The sequence below is a fragment of the Streptomyces sp. NPDC046465 genome (assembly GCF_040646035.1).
Classification (GTDB): domain Bacteria; phylum Actinomycetota; class Actinomycetes; order Streptomycetales; family Streptomycetaceae; genus Streptomyces.
The window spans coordinates 456,095-481,091 of sequence record NZ_JBEYZK010000002.1; the positions used below are offsets into that span (position 1 = coordinate 456,095).

General features: G+C 70.1%; 19 protein-coding genes. 6 read left to right on the plus strand and 13 right to left on the minus strand.

Annotated features, from left to right (window positions below; all coding sequences use genetic code 11):
- Positions 1-84 precede the first annotated feature (84 nt).
- Positions 85-1,095 (minus strand): polyprenyl synthetase family protein, encoded by a 1,011-nt coding sequence (locus ABZ953_RS05150; protein WP_361716841.1) that lies wholly within the window; start codon positions 1,093-1,095, stop codon positions 85-87.
- Between the two features lie 315 nt (positions 1,096-1,410).
- Here ABZ953_RS05150 and ABZ953_RS05155 point away from each other — a divergent pair, with 315 nt between their 5' ends.
- The gene (locus ABZ953_RS05155) at positions 1,411-2,925 is read left to right on the plus strand and encodes a peptide MFS transporter (protein WP_361716843.1); all 1,515 of its coding nucleotides are present in this window, start codon (positions 1,411-1,413) and stop codon (positions 2,923-2,925) included.
- 118 nt (positions 2,926-3,043) lie between these two features.
- The gene (locus ABZ953_RS05160) at positions 3,044-5,035 is read left to right on the plus strand and encodes a CocE/NonD family hydrolase (RefSeq protein WP_361716846.1); all 1,992 of its coding nucleotides are present in this window, start codon (positions 3,044-3,046) and stop codon (positions 5,033-5,035) included.
- Between the two features lie 26 nt (positions 5,036-5,061).
- Here ABZ953_RS05160 and ABZ953_RS05165 read toward each other — a convergent pair whose 3' ends face one another.
- A complete protein-coding gene (locus tag ABZ953_RS05165) occupies positions 5,062-5,874 on the minus strand; it encodes an HAD family hydrolase (RefSeq protein WP_361716849.1) in 813 nt (270 codons plus the stop codon).
- Positions 5,875-6,340: 466 nt separating this feature from the next.
- On the opposite strand from ABZ953_RS05165, the gene fahA reads away from it, so the two are divergent.
- The 4 genes from fahA to ABZ953_RS05185 all read left to right on the plus strand — a co-directional run bounded on the left by fahA (position 6,341) and on the right by ABZ953_RS05185 (position 9,768).
- Positions 6,341-7,678 (plus strand): fumarylacetoacetase, encoded by a 1,338-nt coding sequence (fahA, locus tag ABZ953_RS05170; RefSeq protein WP_361716852.1) that lies wholly within the window; start codon positions 6,341-6,343, stop codon positions 7,676-7,678.
- A gap of 164 nt (positions 7,679-7,842) precedes the next feature.
- A complete protein-coding gene (locus tag ABZ953_RS05175; protein ID WP_361716855.1) occupies positions 7,843-8,646 on the plus strand; it encodes a hypothetical protein in 804 nt (267 codons plus the stop codon).
- Positions 8,604-9,035 carry a GntR family transcriptional regulator gene (locus ABZ953_RS05180; protein WP_361716858.1) on the plus strand — a complete coding sequence of 144 codons (432 nt, stop codon included), beginning with the start codon at positions 8,604-8,606 and terminating at the stop codon, positions 9,033-9,035. The genes ABZ953_RS05175 and ABZ953_RS05180 overlap by 43 nt, the downstream gene beginning before the upstream one ends.
- 124 nt (positions 9,036-9,159) lie before the next feature.
- Entirely contained in the window at positions 9,160-9,768 is a 609-nt protein-coding gene (locus tag ABZ953_RS05185; RefSeq protein ID WP_361716861.1) for a Uma2 family endonuclease, read from the plus strand.
- A 53-nt stretch (positions 9,769-9,821) separates the two neighbouring features.
- Here the strand turns inward: ABZ953_RS05185 and recQ are convergent, their stop codons facing one another.
- From recQ to nuoE, 11 genes are all read right to left on the minus strand, one after another.
- Complete coding sequence (recQ, locus tag ABZ953_RS05190; protein WP_361716864.1) at positions 9,822-11,822, minus strand: DNA helicase RecQ; 2,001 nt, start codon at positions 11,820-11,822, stop codon at positions 9,822-9,824.
- A 179-nt stretch (positions 11,823-12,001) separates the two neighbouring features.
- Positions 12,002-13,651 carry an NADH-quinone oxidoreductase subunit NuoN gene (gene nuoN, locus ABZ953_RS05195; protein WP_361716867.1) on the minus strand — a complete coding sequence of 550 codons (1,650 nt, stop codon included), beginning with the start codon at positions 13,649-13,651 and terminating at the stop codon, positions 12,002-12,004.
- Complete coding sequence (locus ABZ953_RS05200; RefSeq protein WP_361716870.1) at positions 13,648-15,219, minus strand: NADH-quinone oxidoreductase subunit M; 1,572 nt, start codon at positions 15,217-15,219, stop codon at positions 13,648-13,650. Before ABZ953_RS05200 ends, nuoN begins: the two co-directional genes overlap by 4 nt.
- Before the next feature lie 5 nt (positions 15,220-15,224).
- Positions 15,225-17,120 carry an NADH-quinone oxidoreductase subunit L gene (gene nuoL / locus ABZ953_RS05205; protein ID WP_361716873.1) on the minus strand — a complete coding sequence of 632 codons (1,896 nt, stop codon included), beginning with the start codon at positions 17,118-17,120 and terminating at the stop codon, positions 15,225-15,227.
- 14 nt (positions 17,121-17,134) lie between these two features.
- Complete coding sequence (nuoK, locus tag ABZ953_RS05210) at positions 17,135-17,434, minus strand: NADH-quinone oxidoreductase subunit NuoK (RefSeq protein ID WP_361716876.1); 300 nt, start codon at positions 17,432-17,434, stop codon at positions 17,135-17,137.
- Positions 17,431-18,270: an NADH-quinone oxidoreductase subunit J gene (locus tag ABZ953_RS05215; protein WP_361716879.1), complete on the minus strand. Its 840-nt coding sequence runs from the start codon at positions 18,268-18,270 to the stop codon at positions 17,431-17,433. The genes nuoK and ABZ953_RS05215 overlap by 4 nt, the downstream gene beginning before the upstream one ends.
- Positions 18,267-18,926: an NADH-quinone oxidoreductase subunit NuoI gene (gene nuoI, locus ABZ953_RS05220; protein ID WP_361716882.1), complete on the minus strand. Its 660-nt coding sequence runs from the start codon at positions 18,924-18,926 to the stop codon at positions 18,267-18,269. The genes ABZ953_RS05215 and nuoI overlap by 4 nt, the downstream gene beginning before the upstream one ends.
- On the minus strand, positions 18,919-20,253 hold the full coding sequence (gene nuoH / locus ABZ953_RS05225) for an NADH-quinone oxidoreductase subunit NuoH (RefSeq protein WP_361717100.1): 1,335 nt from the start codon (positions 20,251-20,253) through the stop codon (positions 18,919-18,921). Before nuoH ends, nuoI begins: the two co-directional genes overlap by 8 nt.
- A gap of 38 nt (positions 20,254-20,291) precedes the next feature.
- A complete protein-coding gene (locus tag ABZ953_RS05230; protein WP_361716885.1) occupies positions 20,292-22,805 on the minus strand; it encodes an NADH-quinone oxidoreductase subunit G in 2,514 nt (837 codons plus the stop codon).
- Positions 22,802-24,163, minus strand: coding sequence for an NADH-quinone oxidoreductase subunit NuoF (nuoF, locus tag ABZ953_RS05235; RefSeq protein ID WP_361716888.1), 1,362 nt, complete (start codon positions 24,161-24,163; stop codon positions 22,802-22,804). The genes ABZ953_RS05230 and nuoF overlap by 4 nt, the downstream gene beginning before the upstream one ends.
- Positions 24,163-24,978, minus strand: coding sequence for an NADH-quinone oxidoreductase subunit NuoE (gene nuoE / locus ABZ953_RS05240; RefSeq protein WP_361717103.1), 816 nt, complete (start codon positions 24,976-24,978; stop codon positions 24,163-24,165). The genes nuoF and nuoE overlap by 1 nt, the downstream gene beginning before the upstream one ends.
- Between the last annotated feature and the right edge of the window lie 19 nt (positions 24,979-24,997).

Here is a 24,997-nt window from a genome sequence, read left to right on the forward strand (position 1 = left end):
CCAGTAGGGGACGCACCTGACGACCGGGCAAGCAAAACGGCCATGTGACCCGCGTCACATGGCCGTAGCGGCGTACCGGGAGCCTCAGCCGGCCCGGTGCACCACCAGGTCGCAGAGCTCCACCAGCGACGCCTTCGCGTCACCCTCCGGCAGCGGCCCCAGCGCCGCACGGGCGCTCTCCGCATAGCAAACGGTGTCCCGGCGGGCGTGCTCAAGGGCGGGGTGCGAGCGCAGCCGGGTCAGCGCCTCGGCATGCCGCGCGTCGTCCGTGAGGTCGGAGTCGAGCAGCTCGCACAGGGCGATGTCCTCGGCGAGACCGAGCCGCGCCGCCCGCTCGCGCAGGCGCAGCACGGGCAGCGTGGGGATGCCCTCGCGCAGGTCCGTGCCCGGCGTCTTGCCGGACTCGCGCGAGTCGGACGCGATGTCGAGGACGTCGTCGGCGAGCTGGAAGGCGACACCGAGCCGCTCACCGTACTGCGTGAGGACGTTGACGGCGGACTCGTCGGCGCCCGACATCATCGCGCCGAACCGGCAGGCCACGGCGACCAGCGAGCCCGTCTTGCCGCGCAGCACGTCGAGGTAGTGGTCGACCGGATCGCGCCCCTCGGACGGTCCCGCGGTCTCCAGGATCTGGCCGGTGACCAGGCGTTCGAAGGCCTCCGCCTGAATGCGGACGGCCTCCGGGCCGAGGTCGGCCAGGATGTAGGAGGCACGGGCGAAGAGGAAGTCGCCGGTCAGGACGGCGACGGAGTTGCCCCAGCGCTGGTTGGCGCTCTCGACACCGCGGCGCACCTCGGCGTCGTCCATCACGTCGTCGTGGTAGAGCGTCGCGAGGTGCGTCAGCTCGACGACCACGGCGGAGGGCACGATGCCCGGCGCGTAGGGGTCGCCGAACTGGGCGGCGAGCATCACGAGCAGCGGGCGGAAACGCTTGCCCCCGGCGCGGACGAGGTGCTGGGCGGCCTCGGTGATGAAGGGAACTTCGCTCTTGGTGGCCTCGAGCAGTCCCTCCTCGACAGCGGCCAACCCGACCTGGACATCGGCTTCGAGAGCCTGGTCCCGCACGCTCAGCCCGAAAGGCCCGACGACGGTCACGAGAGGTTCTCCTGTCTGCTGACGATCACACGGCCAACTCGGTCGATCATTGGAACTCGGTCGATGACACGGGTTTGTCGATGTGTCGCTGCCATCACTCAAGTCAGCGTATCCGGTCGACTTTCGATCACGGCGAGCACCTGCCCGCCCGTCGCACGCCGCCGCCCTGGTCGGCGCGGCGCGTCGGCCCTCGGCACCGCCCCTGCCCACCAGGCCGCGCGGCCCGCGAGGTGCACCGGTATGTTCTTGATCAGCCCATACGACTGGGAAGACCGTCCTGCACCACAAGAACCGTAACGACCGGGAGAAGCGTCTTTGTCCCGTACTACGGCCGAGTACGAGCCGCCCGCCGAACCGACCGGCGACCCACCGCCGGGCGACGACCATGCCTTCTTCGGGCAGCCCCGCGGCCTGCTCACCCTCTCAGGGCTCGAGGTCTGGGAGCGCTTCTCGTTCCTCGGCATGCAGGCCATCCTGGTCCTCTACTTCGCCGACTCCGTCGCGCACGACGGCATGGGGATGGACGCCGGAACGGCCGCCTCGGTCTCAGCGGCATACGGCACGCTGGTCTATCTGGTCTCCGTGGCCGGTGGCTGGCTCGCCGACCGCATGCTCGGCTCCTACCGCGCGGTGCTGTGGGGCGGCATCCTGATCGCCTGCGGCCACTACTCGATGGCCGTGCCGACGGCGACGATGACCTGGGTGGGCCTCGGCCTGATCAGCGCGGGCACCGGCCTGCTCAAACCCAACGTCGCCTCGATGGTCGGCAAGCTCTACCGCACCGACGACGACCGGCGGGACGCCGGCTTCGCGCTCTACTACATGGGCATCAACATCGGCGCCTTCGCGGGCCCGCTGATCACCGGCTGGCTCGGCGACCACAAGGGCTGGCACTGGGGCTTCTCGGCGGCCGCGATCGGCATGACGTTCGGTCTGATCCAGTACGTCCTGGGCCGTCGTCATCTCGCCGGGCGCAGGGCGTCGGCCGAATTCGCGCTGCCCGAGGAGGCGATGCGACGCGCGATCGTACTGATCGTCGTGGGGCTCGTCGTGTGCGCCGCCCTCGCGGGTCTGCTGGCCGCCGTCGGCTGGCTGACCATGGACCGCTTCGTCGACCTGCTCACCCTCGTCTCGGTGATCGCACCCGTCGTCTACTTCGCGGTGATGTTCCGCAGCCCCCGCGTGAGCGCCGAGGAGCGCGGACGCCTGCGGCCCTACGTGGTCCTCTTCCTCGCCTCGGTCGTCTTCAACTTCATCCTCTTCCAGGCCTACTCGACGATGATCCTGCTGGCCTCGACCAACGCCGAGACCTCGATCTTCGGCTACCACTTCCCCGCCGGCTGGTACGCCTCCGCGCTCGGCGCCTTCGAGGTCGCCCTCGCCCCCGTAGTCGCCGCGGTCTGGGCGCGGATGGGCCGCCGCCAGCCGCACGCCTCCAACAAGATCGCGTTCGGCGTGATCCTGGGCGGCCTGTCGTTCGTGCTGATGGTCCTGCCCACCGCCGGGCACGGCGACGGCACGTACAAGATGGCGGTCTGGTGGATCGTCGGCTCGTACCTGCTCCTGGGTCTCGGCGACATCCTCGTGGAGACCTCGGGCATGTCGGCGACGACCAAGCTCGCCCCGAAGGCCTTCGCCAGCCAGACCATGGCCCTCTGGTTCCTCTCCCTCGCCCTTGCCAACGGCATCCAGGCGCAGGTCGTGAAGGTCTACGGAGAGGTCTCCGACCCGGCGTACTTCGGCGTGAACGGCGCGATCGCCGTGCTCGCGGGAATCGCCGTGATCGCACTCGCCCCGTGGCTCCGCCGCACCATGCACCCCGTCCACTGAGGACACCCCTCCCACCGAGGGCACCCCGCCCACCGAGGACCCATCGTCCACCGAGGACACCCCGCCCACCGAGGACCCATCGTCCACCGAGGACACCCCGTCCACTGAGGTTTCACTCATGCAGATCCGCGACTCCTTCCCGTACGAGACGATCCGCGAGGACATCCGCGTACCCCTCGCCGACGGGACCAAGCTCTACGCGCGCGTGTGGCGGCCGGTCACCGACGAACCCGTCCCCGTGCTCCTCGAGTACCTCCCCTACCGCCTCAGCGACTGGACGGCGCCCCGCGACTGGCAGCGCCACCCCTGGTACGCGGGGCACGGCTACGCCTCCGTGCGCGTCGACGTCCGCGGGCACGGCAACAGCGAGGGGCTGCCCACCGACGAGTACTCGGCGCAGGAGCTGGCCGACGGCGTCGAGGTGGTGAACTGGCTGGCCGCACAGGACTGGTCGAGCGGCAAGGTCGGCATGTTCGGCATCTCCTGGGGCGGCTTCAACTCGCTCCAGATCGCGGCCCTCGCACCCGAGCCGCTCAAGGCGGTCGTCACGGTCTGCTCGGCCGACGACCGCTACGACAACGACGTGCACTACATGGGCGGCTCCGTCCTCGCGGTCGACATGCACGCGTGGGCGGCGACGATGCTGGCCTTCGTGTCGCGGCCGCCCGACCCGTACTTCGTGGGCGACGCGTGGCGCGAGATGTGGCTGACGCGCCTCGAAGCCGTCGAGCCCTTCATCCACACCTGGCTGGACCACCAGACGCGGGACGACTACTGGCGGCACGGCAGCGTCTGCGAGGACTACTCCGCGATCGGCGCCGCGGTGCTCACGGTCGGCGGCTGGCACGACCCGTACCGCGACACGGTGCTCCGCCTGGTCGAGCACCTCCCCGACGACCGGGTGCGGGGGCTGATCGGCCCCTGGTCGCACCAGTACCCGGACCGCGGCCTGCCGCCGGGCCCGGCGATCGGCTTCCTCCAGGAGACCCTGCGCTGGTGGGACCACCACCTCAAGGGCATCGACACCGGAGTGATGGCCGAGCCGAAGCTCCGCTCCTGGATCAGCGACTCGCACCCGCCCGCGACGGTCTATCCGGAGCTGAGCGGCGGCTGGGTGGGCGACCCGTCCTGGCCGTCCCCGAACGTCACCCCCCTCGCCTACGCCCTCCAGGGCACCCCCGTCGTCGTCCGCTCCCCCCAGCACACGGGCCTGGACGCGGGCCGCTTCTTCCCGTTCGGCAACGACGCGGACCTACCGCCCGACCAGCGCGACGAGGACGCCAAGTCGGCGTGCTTCGAGTTCGAGGTGCCGTCGCAGGTGCGGGTCCTCGGACGCCCGCGGGTGACCCTGCGGCTGCGCATGGACGTGCCGTACGGACAGGCCGTCGCGCGGCTCTGCGACATCGCCCCTGACGGCTCGTCCACCCTGGTCACCCGGGGCGTGCTCAACCTCTCCGCCCGGCACGGCAGGGACCGCGCCGACGCGTGGCCGCCCGGCACCACCGAGGACGTGACCTTCGAGCTCAACGGCATCGGCCACACCTTCCCGCCGGGCCACCGCATCCGTCTCGCGGTCTCCTCCGCGTACTGGCCCTGGATCTGGCCGCAGGCGGACTCGGTGGGCTTCACGCTCGACCCGGTGGGCAGCTCCCTCGAACTTCCCGTGCGCGAGGGCGACTTGGATGCCTCCATCACCTTCGGGCCCGCGGAACAGTCGGAGCCGCTGGGCGTGGTCTACCCGGCAACCCTGGAGGAGCCGCGGCCCGAGCGCCTCGTCGTACGCGATGTCGCCAAGGGCGAATGGCGCCTGGAGGTCGACCCGCGCTACGGCGGCACGCGCGTGTACCCCGACGGCCTGGAGTTCACCGAGGACGCCCTGGAGGCGTACACGATCCAGGAGGACGACCCGCTGAGCGCCCGCACCCGCTCGGACTGGACGATCCGCCTGCACCGGCCCGAGCTCGGCTGGGACGTGACGGTCGAGACGCGCTCGGAGATCACCTGCGACGCGGCGGACTTCATCACCTCGAACGAGGTGGTGTGCCGGGACGGCGCGGAGGTCGTCTTCCACCGGACCTGGGAGAAGCGGATCCGGCGGACCGCGGGCTAGGGCCTTTCGTTAGGACCCGTCCGGCGTCAGGCCCTCCCCAGGAGGCGTTCGAGGACGACGGCGACGCCGTCGTCCTCGTTCGAGAGGGCCAACTCGTCCGCGACCGCCTTCAGTTCGCCGTGCGCGTTGGCCATGGCCACCCCGTGCGCCGCCCACAGGAACATGGGGATGTCATTGGGCATGTCCCCGAAGGCGAGGGTGTCCGCGGCCGTCAGGCCGAGCCGTTCGGCGGCCAGGGCGAGCCCGGTCGCCTTGGTCACCCCGCACGGCTGGAGCTCCACCGTGCCGGGACCCGACATGGTCACCGACGCGAGCGAGCCCACCGCGTCCCGCGCCACCGCCGCCAACTCGTCGTCCGCCAGCCTCGGATGGCGCAGCAGCACCTTGCTGATGGGCTCCTCCCACAGCACGTCGCGCCGGGGCACGCGCACCGCGGGCAGCGTGGGGTGCGGCATCTCGTACCCCGGCTCGATGAGCGTGAGGCCCTCGACGCCGTCCTGGTCCACGGCCGCGTAGACCTGGCCGACCTCCGCCTCGATCTTCCCGAGCGCGGTCTCGCCGAGCTCGCGGTCGAGCGTGACCGACCACTCCATCCGGTCCGCCCCCGCGTCGTACAGCTGCGCTCCCTGGCCGCAGACGGCCAGGCCGTCGTACCCGAGCGCGTCGAAGAGGGGCCGCACCCGCGGCGCCGGGCGGCCTGTCACCACGAGGTGCCGGGCGCCCTGCTCGCCCACGGCGGCCAGCGCCCGCAGCGACCGGTCCGAGACCGTGTCGTCGCCGCGCAGCAGCGTCCCGTCCAGGTCAGTGGCGATAAGTGCATATGCGAGGGGAGCGGACATGATCCAGAGAATACGGATCCTGGGCCCCGCAGGAAGCTGCTTGGCAAGGTGCGTATACGAGCGGGTGAGGCCGGATGGGACAGCGCTCCCGCCGGTTCACCGGAAAGTGGAAGGTTAGATTCCGGCATGCCTCATTCCGACTAGGCGATACGGTCAACACCCCCTTCCCCACACGGCCGTTCGGAGCCGACATCCACAGAAGGCCGCCACGGCCCGCCCGAAGGACGACTCGGGGCGGAACTTCGGCTGCCGCCAGGGCGGTTCACCCAAGGCCACCGATCCCTTGCCGCAGCCAGGGCCTACCGGAGGGAGGGTCGTCCGGCACCGCCTCGGTGAGGGAGCTCAGCCGGAATCGGCCACTCCACCCGGCCTTATGGGGACATTGCTAACTCTTCAGGCACTGCCGCAACAGGGGCTCCCACACGTAACGTGTGGCACACCCCTATGGAAAGCGAGGCAGGTACGCATGTCCGAGCAGACCCCGCTCGACCCGGCCGCCGGTGACTCCGCCGACCTCTCCGGAGGCGGCACCGCCGGCCTCCCCGAGAGCGGCTCCACCGGTCACTCCGAAGGCGACCCCTTCGGCCTGCCCGAGGGCGACCCCTTCGGACCGCACAACCTTCCCTACGGCGTGTTCTCACTGGCCGGCGAGGCGGACGACCGGCGCAGGGTCGGAGTACGGCTCGGCTCGTACGTCCTGGACGCCGGTGCCGCGGCTGCCGCGCTCGGCGCCCCCTACGTCTCGCTGCTCGCCCGGCCCACCCTGAACCCGCTGCTCGCCGCGGGCCGCAGGGCCTGGTCCGACGTGCGGCGCGCCCTGACGGCGTGGGTGACGGTGCCCGCCCACCAGGACGTCGTACGCCCTCTCCTGCACCCCCTCTCCGAAGTGACGCTGCACCTCCCCTTCGAGGTCGCGGACTACGTCGACTTCTACTCCTCCGAGCATCACGCGACCCACCTGGGCAAGATGTTCCGGCCGGACGCACCGGCCCCGCTGACGCCCAACTGGGTGCACCTGCCGATCGGTTACCACGGCAGGTCCGGCACGGTCGTGGTCTCCGGGACGGACGTCGTCCGCCCGAACGGCCAGCGCAAGGCGCCCGCCGACACGGCCCCCGTCTTCGGCCCCTCGACCCGGCTCGACATCGAGGCGGAGGTGGGCTTCGTCGTCGGCGCCTCCTCGGACCACGGGACATCCGTCCCCCTCGCGGACTTCCGCGAGCACGTCTTCGGACTCACCCTCCTCAACGACTGGTCCGCGCGCGACATCCAGGCCTGGGAGTACGTTCCGCTGGGCCCGTTCCTCGGCAAGTCCTTCGCCACCTCGGTCTCCGCGTGGATCACCCCGCTGGAGGCGCTGGACTCGGCACGGGTCACGCCGCCCGAGCGCACGCACGAGCTCCTGCCCTACCTGGACGACTCCGCGGGCCCCGCGGCGGACGAGCCCGGCGGCTACGACCTGCGCATGACCGTGACGCTCAACGGCCGGGTCATCTCCGAGCCGCCGTTCTCCAGCGTGTACTGGACGGCGGCGCAGCAGCTGGCGCACATGACGGTCAACGGCGCGTCGCTGCGCACCGGCGACCTGTACGGCTCGGGCACGGTCAGCGGCCCCGAGGCCGGTCAGTACGGCTCCCTGATCGAGATCACCTGGAACGGCCGCGACCCCATCGAACTCCCCGACGGCAAGCGGACGTTCCTGGAGGACGGCGACGAGGTCACGCTCTCGGCCTGGGCCCCCGGACCCAACGGCACGAAGGTGGGACTCGGCGAGGTGACGGGCCGGATCGCGGCAGCGCGCTGAGCCACCGAAGCTTGTGTCACTTGTATCAAATGCTTGACACAAGTGGGCGGATGCGGTGAACTTGTACTCAGCGCTTGCTACAAGCGAGCGCTGAGTACGCACGCCATCGCACGCACGCCACCGCACGCGCGGCGTGTCACCGCACGGCATTCGGGGGCCGCCACATGCACGACCGCAGCAACACCGACACCGCTCCACCTCCGCCTCCACCTCCACCTCCGCCCCTCTCCGCGCTGCCGCCGGAGACGGCCGCCCGTGCCCGCGCCGACCTGTACGCCCGCTGGGCCGGTCTGGCCGCCGGGGCCGCCGTGGCCTGGGCGGTGGCCTCCCGGGACGACGGCCTGGGCACCGGGATCCTGTATGCCATCCCGGCGTTCGGCCTGTGCGCCGTCGCCGGTGTGCTGCTCGGCGACGCGCTCACGCCCCCGCCGCGCGGCCCGGTGCGCAGCGCGGGCCTGGCGCCCCGCAGGGCCCGGGACTATGTGCCGCCCCGAATGACCCGACTCCTCGCCGCACAGGCCCTCGCGCTGATCGCCCTCCTCGTCACGGCGGCCACCGTGGCATCGCCGGACGATCAGGGCCGCGCCGGACGCTCCCTCTCCGCCACCTGCCAGGACATGACGCAGACGGTCGGCCCCTGGCCCGGTCTGTTCTACGGCGCCCCCGTCCTGGCCTCACTCGCCGTCGGCACGGTCGCGTGCGGGCTCTCCCTGCGGCGGATCGCCCGCCGCCCGTCGACCGAACAGCCGCGCCGAGAGCGGGCATTGGCGATCACGGCGGCCTGGGGCCTGCTGATCTCCACCCCGCTCCTGGGAGCCACCACGTTCGCCACCGGCGCCCTGCTGAGCCTCGACTGCATGGGCGCGTCCGGGTCCGCCTGGGTCCTGGCCCCCGTGGCCCTGTCCGCCATGGCCACCATGACGTGGTGCCTGACCACGATCGTGGCTCCCCGGGCCGACCGCCGGTGACGGGTGCCACCGGAGGCGCCGCCGTACGGGTCGACACCACCAGCCCCGTCCCGCCCTACGAACAGATCCGCGCCCAGCTCTCCGCCCTGATCACCTCGGGCCGCCTCCCCGAAGGAGACCGGCTCCCACCCGTCCGCCAACTCGCCGCCGACCTCGGCCTCGCGGCAGGCACGGTGGCCCGCGCGTACCGCGAACTGGAAGCGGCATCCCTGATCCACACCCGCCGAGGCGCCGGTACGAGGGTGGCTCCGCTTCCCGCGGGCCCGGCCCACCCCGACCCGGCGCAACTCGCCGCACTGGCCCTGCAGTTCACTGCAGCGGCCCGAGCCCTTGGAGCGGACGACGAGGAGGTGACACGGGCGGTGCGGGAGGCGCTGGACCACCTGTGACCTCGACAGAGGCCCTCGCACGAGTCAAGGTGCCGACACTCGTTCACACGTGCGTGCAGACCTTTACGGGTTCCTGCCCGATACGCTGGTCGGACCGGTGAGACTCCACCCCATGGGAGCACTGATGAGCGTCGAACCCGAGGCTTCCGGGCCCACGTGGCCGGTCCCGCCCAAGGGTGGCTGGACCGCCGACGACCTGGACCGGCTTCCCAATCTGCCTCCGCACACGGAGCTGATCGACGGGAGCCTTGTCTTCGTGAGTCCGCAGACCATCTTTCATTCGCGAGCGGTCAGTTTCCTGGAGCGGCGCCTGGAGGATGCCGCCTCCGCCGGTCTCGAAGTCCTCCGCGAATTCACCATCGACATCGACACGCAGAACAGACCCGAGCCCGACGTCATTGTCGTGCCCGCCGAGGAGATCCTCGACCCTGGCCAGACACGCGTCCCCGCAGAAACCGTGGTGCTGGCCGTCGAGGTCGTCTCCCCCGACTCCGAGGCCCGGGACAGGGAGGCCAAGCCGCTCAAGTACGCCAAGGCAGGCATCCGGCACTACTGGCGTGTGGAGAACGACAAGGGCCGACCGGTGGTCTACGTCTTCGAACTCGAACCCGCGACGCGCACCTACGCGCCGACCGGCATCTTCCACGACGCCCTCAAGGTCAGCGTCCCTTTCACCATCGAACTCGACCTCACCGCCATCACTGCTCGGCGCTCGGCGCCCGAGCCCCCGTAGGACTGTCCTCGGTCGGCTCCCGTTCCCGGGAGCCAATGAGGCACGTCAGATGTCTACCAGTCCGGCTCCTCATCCCCCCAGTCCGGCTCCACCTCATCGCTGAGCGGCACCTCCGACCCGCCCGGGGCCTCACTCGAAGCCCCGCCCCCGGCAGGCGCCCCGCCCAGGAACTCCGCGACCACGCCGACCACACCCTCGCCGTACGTCGCCCGCTTCTTCTCGCCCACGCCGCTGATGCCCGCCAGGTCCGCCACGGCGGCGGGCCGCAGCGTCGCGATCTCGCGCAGCGTCGCGTCGTGGAAGATCACGTACGCGGGGACGCCCTGCTCCTTCGCCTGGGCGCCGCGCCAGGCACGCAGCGCCTCGAAGAGCGGCACCGCCTCCTGGGGCAGCTCGGCGACCGCGGCCGCCGACTTCGCCTTGCGCTCACCCTTGGGCGCCCGCGCGGCCGGTGCCCGCTTCGGCTCCTTGCGCAGCCGGACCTCACGCTCCCGGCCGAGGACGGCACCGCTCGTCTCGGTGAGCACCAGCGTCCCGTACTCCCCCTCGACCGCGATCAGGCTCTGCGCGAGGAGCTGGCGCACCACGCCCCGCCAGTCGGCCTCCGCCAGCTCCTCGCCGATGCCGAAGACGGAGAGCTGGTCGTGGTCGAACTGGATGACCTTCGCGGTCTTCTTGCCCAGAAGGATGTCGATGATCTGGCCCGCGCCGAACTTCTGGCCGCGCTCGCGCTGCAGGCGCACGACCGTGGAGAGGACCTTCTGCGCCGCCACCGTGCCGTCCCAGGTCTCGGGCGGGCTGAGGCAGGTGTCACAGTTCCCGCAGGACTCCGGTGCCGTCGTCTCCTGGCCGAAGTAGGTGAGGAGCTGGGCGCGGCGGCACTGCGCGGTCTCGCACAGCGCGAGCATCGAGTCCAGGTGCGAGGCGGCCCGGCGCCGGAACGCCTCGTCGCCCTCGCTGCCCTGGATGAGCTTGCGCTGCTGGACGACGTCCTGCAGGCCGTACGCCATCCAGGCCGTCGAGGGCTGGCCGTCGCGGCCCGCGCGGCCCGTCTCCTGGTAGTACCCCTCGACCGACTTGGGCAGGTCGAGGTGGGCGACGAAGCGGACGTCCGGCTTGTCGATGCCCATGCCGAAGGCGATCGTGGCGCAGACGACGAGGCCTTCCTCCCGCAGGAAGCGGGACTGGTGGGTCGCGCGTGTGCCCGCGTCCAGACCCGCGTGGTACGGGACGGCCTCGATGCCGTTCTTGCACAGGAACTCGGCGGTTTTCTCCACCGAATTGCGCGAGAGGCAGTAGACGATGCCGGCGTCGCCCGCGTGCTCCTCCTTCAGGAAGGACAGGAGCTGCTTCTTCGGCTCGGCCTTCGGCACGATGCGGTACTGGATGTTGGGCCGGTCGAAGCTCGCCACGAAGTGTTTGGCGTCCGGCATGCCGAGCCGCTGCGTGATCTCCCGGTGCGTGGCGTGCGTGGCCGTGGCCGTCAGGGCGATCCGCGGCACGTCGGGCCAGCGCTCGCCGAGGAGCGAGAGCGACAGGTAGTCCGGGCGGAAGTCGTGGCCCCACTGTGCGACACAGTGCGCCTCGTCGATGGCGAAGACGGAGATCTTGGCCCGCGAGAGGAGGTCGAGGGTCGTGTCCAGGCGCAACCGCTCCGGCGCCAGATAGAGCACGTCGAGCTCGCCCGCGAGGAACTCCGCCTCCATCACGCGCCGCTCGTCGAAGTCCTGCGTGGAGTTGATGAACCCGGCCCGCACACCGAGCGCCCGCAGCGCGTCCACCTGGTCCTGCATGAGTGCGATGAGCGGCGAGACCACGACGCCCGTGCCCGGCCTGACCAGGGCCGGGATCTGGTAGCAGAGGGATTTGCCGCCGCCGGTCGGCATGAGGACGACGGCATCCCCGCCGCCCACCACGTGCTCGATGATCGGTTCCTGCTCGCCGCGGAAGGCGTCGTACCCGAAGACGCGGTGGAGCGTGCGCAGGGCATCGCTCTCCGTCACGCCGCCGGCCGTCGCGTCCGGCACCGATACCGGCGCCGTCACCTCACTCATGCTGTCGGTCCCATCCATCGCCCTGTCCCCCGCCGTACGTCCTGCCGCGTTCACTGCCTCAACCACTGCCTCCACGATAGGGCTCCACGCCGACACTCCGGACAGTTATCCACAGGCCGCCGCCCGGCACCCCCACTCTGGGAAGGCCGGGCGGCGACACGTGTGCGAAGGAAGCCGGGCTACCGGACGAAGACTCCCGCCTGGTTCGCCAGATCCAGGAAGTACTGCGGGGCCACGCCCAGGACCAGCGTCACCGCGACACCCATGCCGATCGCCGTCATTGTCAGCGGCGAGGGCACGGCGACCGTGGGGCCGTCCGCCTTCGGCTCGCTGAAGAACATCAGGACGATCACGCGGATGTAGAAGAACGCGGCGATCGCCGACGACAGCACACCGACCACGACCAGCGGCCCCGCGCCGCCCTCCGCCGCCGCCTTGAAGACCGCGAACTTCCCGGCGAACCCGGAGGTCAGCGGGATGCCCGCGAAGGCGAGGAGGAAGACCGCGAAGACCGCGGCGACCAGTGGGGACCGGCGGCCGAGCCCCGCCCATTTGGACAGGTGTGTGGCCTCACCGCCCGCGTCCCGCACCAGCGTGACGACGGCGAAGGCGCCGATGGTCACGAAGGAGTAGGCGGCCAGGTAGAAGAGGACGGAGGAGATGCCGTCCGGGGTGGTGGCGATGACACCGGCGAGGATGAAGCCGGCGTGCGCGATGGAGGAGTACGCAAGGAGCCGCTTGATGTCGGTCTGGGTGATCGCGATGATCGCGCCGCCCAGCATCGTGATGACCGCGATGCCCCACATGACCGGCCGCCAGTCCCAGCGCAGGCCCGGCAGCACCACATAGAGGAGACGGAGGAGCGCGCCGAACGCGGCCACCTTCGTCGCCGCCGCCATGAAGCCGGTCACCGGCGTCGGGGCGCCCTGGTACACATCCGGGGTCCACATGTGGAAGGGCACCGCACCCACCTTGAAGAGCAGCCCCATCACCACCATCGCGACGCCGATCAGGAGCAGCGCGTCGTTGCCCATGGTGTCGGCGAGCGCCGGGTCCACGGTCTTGACGTTGCCCTCGACGACGTTCGCGACCGTCGCGTACGACACCGAACCCGCGTAGCCGTAGAGGAGCGCGATGCCGAAGAGCGTGAACGCCGAGGCGAAGGCGCCGAGCAGGAAGTACTTGACGGCGGCTTCCTGCGACATCAGGCGCTTGCGGCGGGCGAGCGCGCAGAGCAGGTACAGCGGCAGGGAGAAGACTTCAAGGGCGATGAAGAGCGTCAGGAGGTCGTTGGCCGCGGGGAAGACGAGCATGCCGCCGATGGCGAAGAGTGCCAGCGGGAACACCTCGGTGGTGGTGAACCCGGCTTTGACGGCGGCCTGTTCGCTCTCGCTGCCCGGCACGGAGCCGGCCTGTGCCACGAACGAGTCGACGCGGTTTCCGTGCGCCACCGGGTCGAGGCGGCGCTCCGCGAAGGTGAAGATCGCGACGATTCCGGTGAGCAGAATGGTGCCTTGCAGGAAGAGCGCGGGGCCGTCGACCGCGATGGCACCCATCGCCGCGACCTGCGCCTTGGTCGTGCCGAAGCCGCGGGCCGCGAGCCCGACGACCGCGGCGAAGGCGGCGGCCAGGGCGACCACGGACACGAACAGCTGCACGTAGTAACGGGACTTGCGGGGGACGAATGCTTCGATGAGCACTCCGAGGACTGCCGCGCCGATGACGATCAACGTCGGCGACAGCTGTCCGTACTCGATGTTGGGCGCGTCGATCTTGTCGATCGGATCGGCGGCCGTTGTCCACAGGCTGTGGACGGCTGCTGCGCTCACTTGGCCGCCTCCACCTCGGGCTTGGGGTCCTTCTTCTGTACGTCGGACATCGTGTGCTTGACCGCCGGGTTCACCAGCTCGGTGAGCGGCTTCGGGTAGACGCCGAGGCCGATCAGGAGCGCGATCAGCGGTGCGACGACGACCAGTTCCCGTACGCGCAGGTCCGGCATGGCCGAGACCTCCGGCTTCACGGGGCCCGTCATCGTCCGCTGGTAGAGGACGAGGGTGTAGAGCGCGGCGAGGACGATGCCGACCGTCGCGATGATCCCGACCACCGGATAGCGTGCGAACGCGCCGACCAGGACCAGGAATTCACTCACGAAGGGCGCGAGCCCGGGGAGCGAGAGAGTGGCCAGGCCGCCGATCAGGAAGGTGCCCGCGAGCACCGGGGCCACCTTCTGCACCCCTCCGTAGTCGGCGATCAGACGCGAACCGCGCCGCGAGATCAGGAATCCGGCGACCAGCATCAGCGCGGCGGTCGAGATGCCGTGGTTGACCATGTAGAGCGTCGCGCCGGACTGCCCCTGCGAGGTCATCGCGAAGATGCCGAGGACGATGAACCCGAAGTGCGAGATCGACGCGTACGCCACCAGGCGCTTGATGTCGCGCTGGCCGACCGCGAGCAGTGCTCCGTAGATGATGCTGATCAGGGCGAGTACGAGGATGACCGGCGTCGCCCACTTGCTCGCCTCGGGGAAGAGCCCGAGGCAGAACCGCAGCATCGCGAACGTGCCGACCTTGTCCACGACCGCCGTGATCAGTACGGCGACCGGGGCCGTCGACTCGCCCATCGCGTTCGGCAGCCAGGTGTGCAGCGGCCACAGCGGCGCCTTCACCGCGAAGGCGAAGAAGAAGCCGAGGAAGAGCCACCGCTCGGTGTTGGTCGCCATGTCGAGCGTGCCGTTGGCCCGCGCCTCGGCGATCTCCTGGAGCGAGAAGTTCCCCGCCACTACATAGAGCCCGATCACGGCGGCCAGCATGATGAGGCCGCCGACGAGGTTGTAGAGGAGGAACTTCACGGCCGCGTACGAGCGCTGGGCCGCGGCGTTCTCGTCCGAGCCCGCGTGGGCGCGGTCTCCGAAGCCGCCGATGAGGAAGTACATCGGGATGAGCATGGCTTCGAAGAAGACGTAGAAGAGGAAGACGTCGGTCGCCTCGAAGGAGATGATCACCATCGCCTCGACGCCGAGGATCAGGGCGAAGAAGCCCTGGGTCGGCCGCCAGCGCGAAGACGTTGCTTCCAGGGGGTCGGCGTCGTGCCAGCTCGCCAGGATGATGAAGGGCATGAGGAGCGCGGTGAGCGCGATGAGGGCGACACCGATGCCGTCGACGCCGAGTTCGTACCGCACCCCGAAGTCCGCGATCCAGGCGCGGGATTCGGTGAGTTGATAGCGGTCGCCGTCCGGGTCGAAGCGCACGAGAACGGTCACGGCGAGCGCGAGCGTCGCGAGCGAGACGAGCAGCGCGAGCCACTTGGCGGCGGACCGCCGGGCGGCCGGTACGGCTGCCGTGGCGATCGCGCCGACCGCGGGCAGCACCGCCGTCGCTGTCAGCAGGGGAAAGGACATCGGTATCAGACCGCCCTCATCAGCAGGGTCGCGGCGATGAGCACCGCAGCGCCGCCGAACATCGAGACCGCGTAGGAGCGGGCGTAGCCGTTCTGCAGTTTGCGCAGCCGGCCGGAGAGTCCGCCGACCGAGGCCGCCGTGCCGTTGACGACGCCGTCGACCAGGGTGTGGTCCACGTAGACCAGGGACCGCGTGAGGTGCTCTCCGCCACGGACCAGGACGACGTGGTTGAAGTCGTCCTGGAGGAGGTCGCGACGGGCGGCCCGGGTGACGAGCGAGCCGCGCGGGGCGGTGACCGGGACGGGCCGCCTGCCGTACTGCACGTAGGCGAGGGCGACGCCGATGACGAGGACCACCATGGTGGCGCCCGTGACCGTGGTCGCGCTCAGCGGCGAGTCGCCGTGGGAGTGCTCGGTGACCGGCTCCAGCCAGTGCATGAAGCGGTCGCCGATGGAGAAGAAGCCACCCGCGAACACCGACCCGAAGGCGAGCACGATCATCGGGATGGTCATGGACTTCGGGGACTCGTGCGGGTGCGGCTCGTTGCCTTCGGCGTCGGGCTGCCAGCGCTTCTCTCCGAAGAAGGTCATGATCATTACGCGCGTCATGTAGTACGCGGTGATGGCCGCGCCCAGGAGCGTCACCGAGCCGAGGATCCAGCCCTCCGTGCCGCCCTTGGCGAACGCCGCCTCGATGATCTTGTCCTTGGAGAAGAAGCCGGACAGACCGGGGAAGCCGATGATCGCGAGGTAGCCGAGGCCGAAGGTGACGAAGGTGACCGGCATGTACTTCCTGAGGCCGCCGTACTTCCTCATGTCGACCTCGTCGTTCATGCCGTGCATGACCGAACCGGCGCCGAGGAAGAGCCCGGCCTTGAAGAAGCCGTGCGTCACCAGGTGCATGATCGCGAAGACATAGCCGATGGGGCCGAGGCCCGCGGCCAGGATCATGTACCCGATCTGGGACATAGTCGATCCGGCGAGGGCCTTCTTGATGTCGTCCTTCGCGCAACCGACGATCGCACCGAAGAGGAGCGTGACGGCGCCCACGACGGTGACGGCGAGCTGTGCGTCCGGGGCGGCGTTGAAGATCTCGCCGGAGCGGACGATCAGATAGACGCCCGCGGTCACCATGGTCGCCGCGTGGATCAGAGCCGAGACCGGGGTCGGGCCCTCCATCGCGTCGCCGAGCCAGGACTGCAACGGCACCTGCGCGGACTTGCCGCACGCGGCGAGCAGCAGCATCAGGCCGATGGCCGTGAGCTTGCCCTCGCTCGTCTCACCCGTCGCCTCCAGGACGGGCCCGAAGGCGAACGTCCCGAAGGTGGTGAACATCAGCATGATGGCGATCGAGAGGCCCATGTCGCCGACCCGGTTGACCAGGAAGGCCTTCTTCGCGGCGGTGGCCGCGCTGGGCTTGTGCTGCCAGAAGCCGATCAGGAGGTACGAGGCGAGGCCGACGCCCTCCCACCCGACGTACAGGAGCAGGTAGTTGTCGGCGAGCACCAGGAGGAGCATCGCCGCGAGGAACAGGTTCAGGTAGCCGAAGAAGCGGCGGCGCCGCTCGTCGTGCTCCATGTACCCGATCGAGTAGATGTGGATCAGGGTGCCCACGCCGGAGATCAGCAGGACGAACGTCATCGACAGCTGGTCGAGCTGGAAGGCGACGTCCGCCTGGAAGCCCTCGACGGGGACCCAGCTGAACAGGTGCTGCGACAGCGAGCGCTCCTCGGCGCCCTTGCCCAGCATGTCGGTGAACAGCACGACGCCGACGACGAACGAGGCGGCCGCGAGCAGCGTGCCGAGCCAGTGGCCCACGCGGTCCAACGCCCGCCCGCCGCACAGCAGTACGGCCGCTCCGAGCAGAGGCGCCGCGACGAGCAGCGCAATCAGGTTCTCCACTTTTCAGCGACCCCTTACAGCTTCATCAGGCTGGCGTCGTCGACCGAGGCCGAGTGGCGGGAACGGAAGAGCGACACGATGATCGCGAGCCCGACCACGACCTCCGCGGCGGCGACGACCATCGTGAAGAACGCGATGATCTGGCCGTCGAGATTGCCGTGCAGCCGGGAGAAGGCGACGAACGCGAGGTTGCAGGCATTGAGCATGAGCTCGATGCACATGAACACCACGATCGCGTTCCGCCTGATGAGCACGCCGGTCGCGCCGATCGTGAACAACAGCGCGGCGAGGTACAGGTAGTTGATGGGGTTCACTTCGACGCCTCCTCGGTCCGCCCGGTGGAGCCGCTTCGCAGGTCGGGGCGGGCCAGGCGATCGGTGGAGCGCTGCTCAAGCGCCCGCAGGTCGTCCAGCGCCTCGCTCGACACGTCACGGATCTGGCCGCGCTCGCGGAGCGTCTGGTTGACCGTGAGCTCCGACGGGGTGCCGTCGGGGAGCAGGCCCGCGATGTCCACGGCGTTGTGCCGGGCGTACACACCGGGAGCGGGCAGGGGCGGCAGGTGCTTGCCCTCGCGCACCCGCTCCTCGGACAGCTCGCGCTGGGTCTTGGCGCGCTCCGTGCGCTCGCGGTGGGTGAGCACCATCGCGCCGATCGTGGCCGTGATGAGCAGGGCGCCGGTGATCTCGAAGGCGAAGACGTACTTGGTGAAGATGAGCCGGGCGAGGCCCTCCACGTTGCCGTTGGAGTTCGCCTTGCCGAGGCCGTTGAACTCGTTCATCGACGCGTTCCCGATGCCCGCGAAGAGCAGCACCGCGAAGCCGAGACCGCACAGGAGGGCCAGCCAGCGCTGGCCCTTGATGGTCTCCGTGAGGGAGTCGGCGGCGGTGACGCCGACGAGCATGACGACGAAGAGGAAGAGCATCATGATCGCGCCGGTGTAGACGACGATCTGGACGATGCCCAGGAAGTACGCGCCGTTGGCGAGGTAGAACACCGCAAGGATGATCATGGTCCCGGCCAGGCAGAGCGCGCTGTGCACGGCCTTCTTCATAAGGATGGTGCACAGGGCGCCGATCACGGCGACCGTGCCGAGCACCCAGAACTGGAAGGCCTCGCCGGTGGAGGTGGAGTAGGCGGCGAGCTGAGTCATCGACCGATCACCTGCTCCGACGCCGGCTCGCCGTCACCGAAGTCCGCGGCCGCCTCTTGGGGCGTCTCACCCTTGGAGAGGGCGACTTGGGGCACCGTCCCGGGCGCCGCCTCGGTCACCAGACCCCGGTAGTAGTCCTGCTCGTCCGTGCCGGGGAAGATCGAGTGCGGGCTGTCGACCATGCCCTCCTCAAGACCGGCGAGCAGCTGCTCCTTGGTGTAGATGAGGTTCTGGCGGCTGGTGTCGGCCAGCTCGAACTCGTTCGTCATCGTCAGCGCGCGCGTGGGGCACGCCTCGATGCACAGGCCGCACAGGATGCAGCGGGCGTAGTTGATCTGGTAGACGCGGCCGTACCGCTCGCCGGGCGAGTAGCGCTCCTCGTCCGTGTTGTCCGCGCCCTCCACATAGATGGCGTCCGCCGGGCAGGCCCAGGCGCAGAGCTCACAGCCGACGCACTTCTCCAGGCCGTCCGGATGGCGGTTCAGCTGGTGCCTGCCGTGGAAGCGGGGAGCAGTGGTCTTCTGCTGCTCCGGATACTGCTCGGTCAGCCGCTTCTTGAACATGGCCTTGAAGGTCACGCCGAAGCCCGCGACGGGGTTCTGGAACCCCTGCTTCGATTGGTTCGATTCGGATGACTCCTGGTTCGACTCAGCCATCGGACGCCTCCTTTCCCTCAGTTCGGGTTCCGTCACTTTGAGTATCCGGCCCGCCACTGACAATCAGCTCCCGCTCCTGGCGCGAGCGTCGGCGCGGCACGGGTGGCAGGCTCTGTCCGGGCAGCGGGGGCACGGGGAATCCGCCTGCCATCGGGTCGAAGGCGACCGGCTCCTCCTCGAAGACGGCTTCCTTGTCGCGCTTGTCGCGGAAGATGTCCACGACCACGGAGAGCAACAGCAGCGCGATGATCCCGCCGCCGCCGTAGAGCGCGATCGAGGTGAACTCGTAGTCCTCGTTCCGCATCGCCCTGATCGTGGCGACGAGCATCAGCCAGACGACCGACACCGGGATCAGGACCTTCCAGCCGAGCTTCATCAGCTGGTCGTAGCGGACGCGGGGCAGCGAGCCGCGCAGCCAGATGAAGAAGAACAGCAGCAGCTGAACCTTGATCACGAACCAGAGCATCGGCCACCAGCCGTGGTTCGCGCCCTCCCAGAACGTGCTGATCGGGTACGGGGCCCGCCAGCCGCCCAGGAAGAGCGTGGTCGAGACCGCCGAGACGGTGACCATGTTGACGTACTCGGCGAGCATGAACATCGCGAACTTGATGGAGGAGTACTCGGTGTTGAAGCCACCGACGAGGTCACCCTCGGACTCCGGCATGTCGAACGGCGCGCGGTTGGTCTCACCGACCATCGTCACGATGTAGATGATGAACGAGACGGGCAGCAGCAGGATGTACCAGCGGTCCGCCTGCGCCTCCACGATCGCCGAGGTCGACATCGACCCGGAGTAGAGGAAGACCGAGGCGAAGGCCGCGCCCATCGCGATCTCGTAGGAGATCATCTGCGCGCAGGAGCGCAGGCCGCCGAGGAGCGGATACGTCGATCCGGAGCTCCAGCCCGCGAGGACGATGCCGTAGATGCCGACGGAGGCGACCGCGAGGATGTAGAGCATCGCGATCGGCAGGTCGGTGAGCTGCATCGTGGTGCGGTGGCCGAAGATCGAGACTTCGTTGCCCGCGGGCCCGAAGGGGATCACCGCGATCGCCATGAAGGCCGGGATCGCGGCGACGACCGGGGCAAGGACGTAGACCACCTTGTCCGCGCGCTTGACGATCACGTCTTCCTTGAGCATCAGCTTGACGCCGTCCGCGAGGGACTGCAGCAGACCCCAGGGGCCGTTCCGGTTGGGGCCGATGCGCAGCTGCATCCAGGCGACGACCTTGCGCTCCCACACGATGGCGAAGAGGACCGTCACCATCAGGAACGCGAAGCAGAAGACCGCCTTGAAGGCGACAAGCCACCAGGGGTCGCGGCCGAACATGGACAGGTCTTCCGCCGCAAGCGGCACCAGCGTGTGCGTCACGACGTCACCTCCGGGGCCTCGGTGGGCTCCGGCGGGACCGCCGGGCCGATGCGGACGAGAGCGCCGGGGTGCGCGCCGGTGTCCGAAGTGACGCCTCCCCCGGTCGAGTTCAGCGGCAGCCAGACCACGCGGTCGGGCATCTCCGTGATCCGGAGCGGGAGTTCGGTGGCCCCCGCCGGCCCGGCGACCGACAGCAGGCCGCCGTCCCGCACGCCTGTCTCGGCCGCGGTGGCCGCGGACACGCGCGCGTGGGCCGCGTGCCGGGTACCGGCAAGGGCCTCGTCGCCGTCCTGCAGGCGGCCCTGGTCGAGCAGCAGTCGGTGCCCGGCGAGAACGGCCTCGCCCGCGGCGGGCCGCGGCGGCTGGGAACCGGTCTCCAGGGGCTCCGTCGCATACGGTCCGTCCCAGCCGCCGAGCCGGTCCAGCTCGCGGCGGAGCGTCATCAGGTCGGGCACGCCGAGGTGGATGTCACCGGCGTCGGCCAGCATGTGCAGCACGCGCGCGTCGGTGGGCGCCAGCCTGCGCGTCATCTGGTCGGGCTTGAGCGCGGCGTCGAACATCCGCACCCGGCCCTCCCAGTTGAGGAAGGTGCCCGGCTTCTCCGCGACCGCGGCCACCGGGAGGACCACGTCGGCCCGCTCCGTCACCTCGCTGGGCCGCAGCTCGAGAGAGACCAGGAAGCCGACCTCGTCGAGCGCCTCACGTGCGCGCGCGGGATCGGGCAGGTCGGCGACCTCGACGCCCGCCACCAGGAGAGCGCCGAGCTCGCCGGTCGCGGCGGCCTCGACGATCTGGCCGGTGTCGCGGCCGAAGCGGTGCGGGAGTTCGGCGACGCCCCAGGCAGCCGCGACCTCGTCCCGCGCGCGCGGGTCGGTGGCCGGGCGTCCGCCGGGCAGCAGCGACGGCAGGGCGCCCGCCTCGATGGCTGCGCGCTCGCCCGCCCTGCGCGGAATCCACACCAGCCGGGCGCCGGTCGCGGAAGCGGCGCGGACGGCGGCGGTGAGCCCGCCGGGCACGGCCGCGAGACGCTCGCCGACGACGATGACGGCACCTTCGGCGCGCAGCGCCTCGGACGCCTCGGGCCCCGCGCCCTCCAGGCCGACCCCCGCGGCGAGTGCGTCCAGCCACTCGGTCTCGGTGCCCGGCGCGGCGGGCAGCAGCGTGCCGCCCGCCTTCTCCAGGCCGCGGGTCGCGAACGTCGCGAGGGAGAAGGTGCGCTGGCCGTGCTTGCGCCAGGCCTTGCGCAGCCTCAGGAAGACACCGGGCGCCTCCTCCTCGGACTCGAACCCGGCGAGCAGGACGGCGGGGGCCTTCTCCAGGAAGGCATACGTGACGCCGCTCCCGTCGAGATCCCGGCCCCGCCCGGCCACCCGGGCGGCGAGGAAGTCGGCCTCCTCGCTGCTGTGCACGCGCGCGCGGAAGTCGATGTCGTTCGTGTCGAGCGCCACGCGCGCGTACTTGCTGTACGCGTAGGCGTCCTCCACGGTGAGCCTGCCGCCGGTGAGGACCCCGGCCCGCCCGCGCGCGGCGGCAAGACCGCGGGCCGCGACGTCCAAGGCCTCGGGCCAGCTCGCGGGCTCGAGATCACCCGTCGCGGCGTTGCGCACCAGAGGCGTGGTCAGCCGGTCGGGGCGCTGTGCGTACCGGAAGCCGAAGCGCCCCTTGTCGCACATCCACTCCTCGTTGACCTCGGGGTCGTCGGCCGCGAGCCGCCGCATGACCTTGCCGCGCCGGTGGTCCGTACGCGTCGCGCAGCCGCCCGAGCAGTGCTCGCACACCGAGGGCGACGACACCAGGTCGAAGGGACGGGAGCGGAAGCGATACGCCGCCGAGGTCAGCGCGCCGACCGGGCAGATCTGGATGGTGTTCCCGGAGAAATACGACTCGAAGGGGTCGCCGTCGCCGGTGCCGACCTGCTGGAGCGCGCCCCGCTCGATGAGCTCGATCATCGGGTCGCCGGCGACCTGGTTGCTGAACCGGGTGCAGCGCGCGCAGAGCACGCACCGCTCGCGGTCGAGCAGCACCTGCGTGGAGATCGGCACCGGCTTCTCGTACGTCCGCTTCTTGCCCTCGAAGCGGGTGTCCGCGTCACCGACCTGCATCGCCTGGTTCTGCAGCGGGCACTCGCCGCCCTTGTCGCAGACCGGGCAGTCCAGCGGGTGGTTGATGAGCAGCAGCTCCATCACGCCGCGCTGCGACTTCTCCGCGACGGCCGAGGTCAGCTGCGACTTCACGACCATGCCGTCGGTGCACGTGATGGTGCAGGACGCCATCGGCTTGCGCTGGCCCTCCACCTCGACGATGCACTGGCGGCAGGCGCCCGCCGGGTCGAGCAGCGGGTGGTCGCAGAACCGGGGGATCTCGATGCCGAGCAGTTCGGCGGCCCGGATCACCAGCGTCCCCTTGGGCACGCTGATCTCGATGCCGTCGATGGTCAGCGAGACGAGATCCTCGGGCGGAACCGCCGCCTCCCCGCCCCCGGAGGGAGCGCTGTTAGTGGTCACTGTCATGCGTTCACCTGCGCGCTTTCAGCGGGCCGGTCGGCCCAGAGAGTCGACTTGGCCGGGTCGAAGGGGCAGCCCTTGCCGGTGATGTGCTGCTCGTACTCCTCGCGGAAGTACTTGAGCGAGGAGAAGATCGGCGAGGCCGCGCCGTCGCCCAGGGCGCAGAAGGACTTGCCGTTGATGTTGTCGGCGATGTCGTTCAGCTTGTCGAGGTCCGCCATGACGCCCTTGCCAGCCTCGATGTCGCGGAGCAACTGCACCAGCCAGTACGTCCCTTCGCGGCAGGGCGTGCACTTGCCGCAGGACTCGTGGGCGTAGAACTCGGTCCAGCGGGTGACGGCCCGTACGACGCACGTCGTCTCGTCGAAGCACTGCAGCGCCTTCGTGCCGAGCATCGATCCGGCGGCACCGACGCCCTCGTAGTCGAGGGGGACGTCGAGGTGCTCGTCGGTGAACATCGGGGTCGAAGAGCCGCCGGGCGTCCAGAACTTGAGCCGGTGCCCGGCCCGCATGCCGCCACTCATGTCGAGCAGCTGGCGCAGCGTGATGCCGAGCGGCGCCTCGTACTGGCCGGGGCTTGTGACGTGCCCGCTCAGCGAGTAGAGGGTGAAGCCGGGCGACTTCTCGCTGCCCATCGCCTTGAACCAGTCTTTCCCGCGGTTGAGGATCGCGGGAACGGATGCGATGGACTCGACGTTGTTCACCACAGTGGGGCACGCGTAGAGGCCCGCGACCGCAGGGAAGGGGGGACGCAGTCGCGGCTGACCACGGCGGCCTTCGAGCGAGTCGAGCAGCGCGGTCTCCTCACCACAGATGTACGCGCCCGCGCCCGCGTGCACGGTGAGTTCCAGATCGAGTCCGCTGCCCAGCACGTTCTTCCCGAGGTAGCCCGCCGCATAGGCCTCGCGGACGGCCTCGTGCAACCGCCGCAGTACGGGGACGACTTCGCCCCGCAGATAGATGAAGGCATGCGACGAACGGATCGCGTAGCACGCGATCACGATCCCCTCGATGAGGGAATGCGGGTTCGCGAAGAGGAGCGGGATGTCCTTGCAGGTCCCCGGCTCCGATTCGTCGGCGTTGACAACTAGATAGTGCGGCTTGCCGTCGCCCTGCGGGATGAACTGCCACTTCATCCCGGTGGGGAACCCCGCGCCGCCCCGGCCCCGGAGCCCCGAGTCCTTCACGTACGCGATGAGGTCGTCGGGGTCCATGGCGAGCGCCTTGCGCAGCCCTTCGTACCCCTCGTGGCGCCGGTAGGTCTCCAGCGTCCAGGACTTCTCCTCGTCCCAGAAGGCCGAGAGGACCGGTGCGAGGAGCTTCTCCGGGCTGGTCTCGTTGTTGATCTCGGCGGCCAAGGTCATCACTCCCCCTCCTCGGCGGTCGGTCCTGCCGGGTGGGCCGGGTCGGATGCCGAGGTCTGCTGCGGTGCGTCGTGCGAGCTGAGGTGCTCGGGGGGCGTCTGGTCCTGCGGGCCTCCCGTGCGCGGGTGGACCACGCGCGGCTGCGGCAGTTCGCCCTTGGCCAGGCGAAGGCCGATCAGCGAGGCGGGTCCCGCGCCGCCGGTCGCCTCGACGGCGCCGGGCCGCTCGTCCGGGAAACCGGCCAGGATCCGGGCGGTCTCCTTGAACGTGCAGATCGGCGCCCCGCGGGTGGGCTGGACCGGTGCGCCCGCGCGCAGGTCATCGACGAGCTGCTTGGCGGACTGGGGGGTCTGGTTGTCGAAGAACTCCCAGTTGACCATCACCAAGGGGGCGAAGTCGCAGGCGGCATTGCACTCGATGTGCTCAAGGGTGATCTTGCCGTCCGCAGTTGTCATATCGGCCCCGTCGTCTGCGACGCCGAGGTGTTCCTTGAGCTCGTCGAAGATCGCGTCGCCGCCCATGACGGCGCACAGCGTGTTGGTGCAGACGCCGACCTGGTAGTCACCGGAGGGCTTGCGCCGGTACATGGTGTAGAAGGTCGCGACGGCCGTGACCTCCGCCGTGGTCAGGCCCAGCATCTCGGCGCAGAACCGCATGCCCGTGCGCGTGACGTGGCCCTCTTCGGACTGCACGAGGTGCAACAGGGGCAGGAGCGCGGAGCGGGAGTCGGGGTAGCGGGCGATGACGTCCTTGGCGTCCACCTCCAGCCTGGCCCGCACATCGGCCGGGTAGTCGGGGGCGGGGAGTTGGGGCATGCCCAGGCTGACGCCCACG

Coding starts and splice junctions, on each gene's coding strand:
- nuoE (WP_361717103.1), bottom strand. CDS start 24,978: ATGCCCCAACTCCCCGCCCCCGACTACCCGGCCGATGTGCGGGCCAGG.
- ABZ953_RS05175 (WP_361716855.1), top strand. CDS start 7,843: ATGCACGACCGCAGCAACACCGACACCGCTCCACCTCCGCCTCCACCT.
- nuoI (WP_361716882.1), bottom strand. CDS start 18,926: ATGGCTGAGTCGAACCAGGAGTCATCCGAATCGAACCAATCGAAGCAG.
- recQ (WP_361716864.1), bottom strand. CDS start 11,822: ATGAGTGAGGTGACGGCGCCGGTATCGGTGCCGGACGCGACGGCCGGC.
- fahA (WP_361716852.1), top strand. CDS start 6,341: ATGTCCGAGCAGACCCCGCTCGACCCGGCCGCCGGTGACTCCGCCGAC.
- nuoF (WP_361716888.1), bottom strand. CDS start 24,163: ATGACCTTGGCCGCCGAGATCAACAACGAGACCAGCCCGGAGAAGCTC.
- ABZ953_RS05200 (WP_361716870.1), bottom strand. CDS start 15,219: ATGTCCTTTCCCCTGCTGACAGCGACGGCGGTGCTGCCCGCGGTCGGC.
- ABZ953_RS05160 (WP_361716846.1), top strand. CDS start 3,044: ATGCAGATCCGCGACTCCTTCCCGTACGAGACGATCCGCGAGGACATC.
- ABZ953_RS05165 (WP_361716849.1), bottom strand. CDS start 5,874: ATGTCCGCTCCCCTCGCATATGCACTTATCGCCACTGACCTGGACGGG.
- nuoH (WP_361717100.1), bottom strand. CDS start 20,253: ATGTTCGGCCGCGACCCCTGGTGGCTTGTCGCCTTCAAGGCGGTCTTC.
- ABZ953_RS05230 (WP_361716885.1), bottom strand. CDS start 22,805: ATGACAGTGACCACTAACAGCGCTCCCTCCGGGGGCGGGGAGGCGGCG.
- ABZ953_RS05185 (WP_361716861.1), top strand. CDS start 9,160: ATGAGCGTCGAACCCGAGGCTTCCGGGCCCACGTGGCCGGTCCCGCCC.
- ABZ953_RS05215 (WP_361716879.1), bottom strand. CDS start 18,270: ATGACTCAGCTCGCCGCCTACTCCACCTCCACCGGCGAGGCCTTCCAG.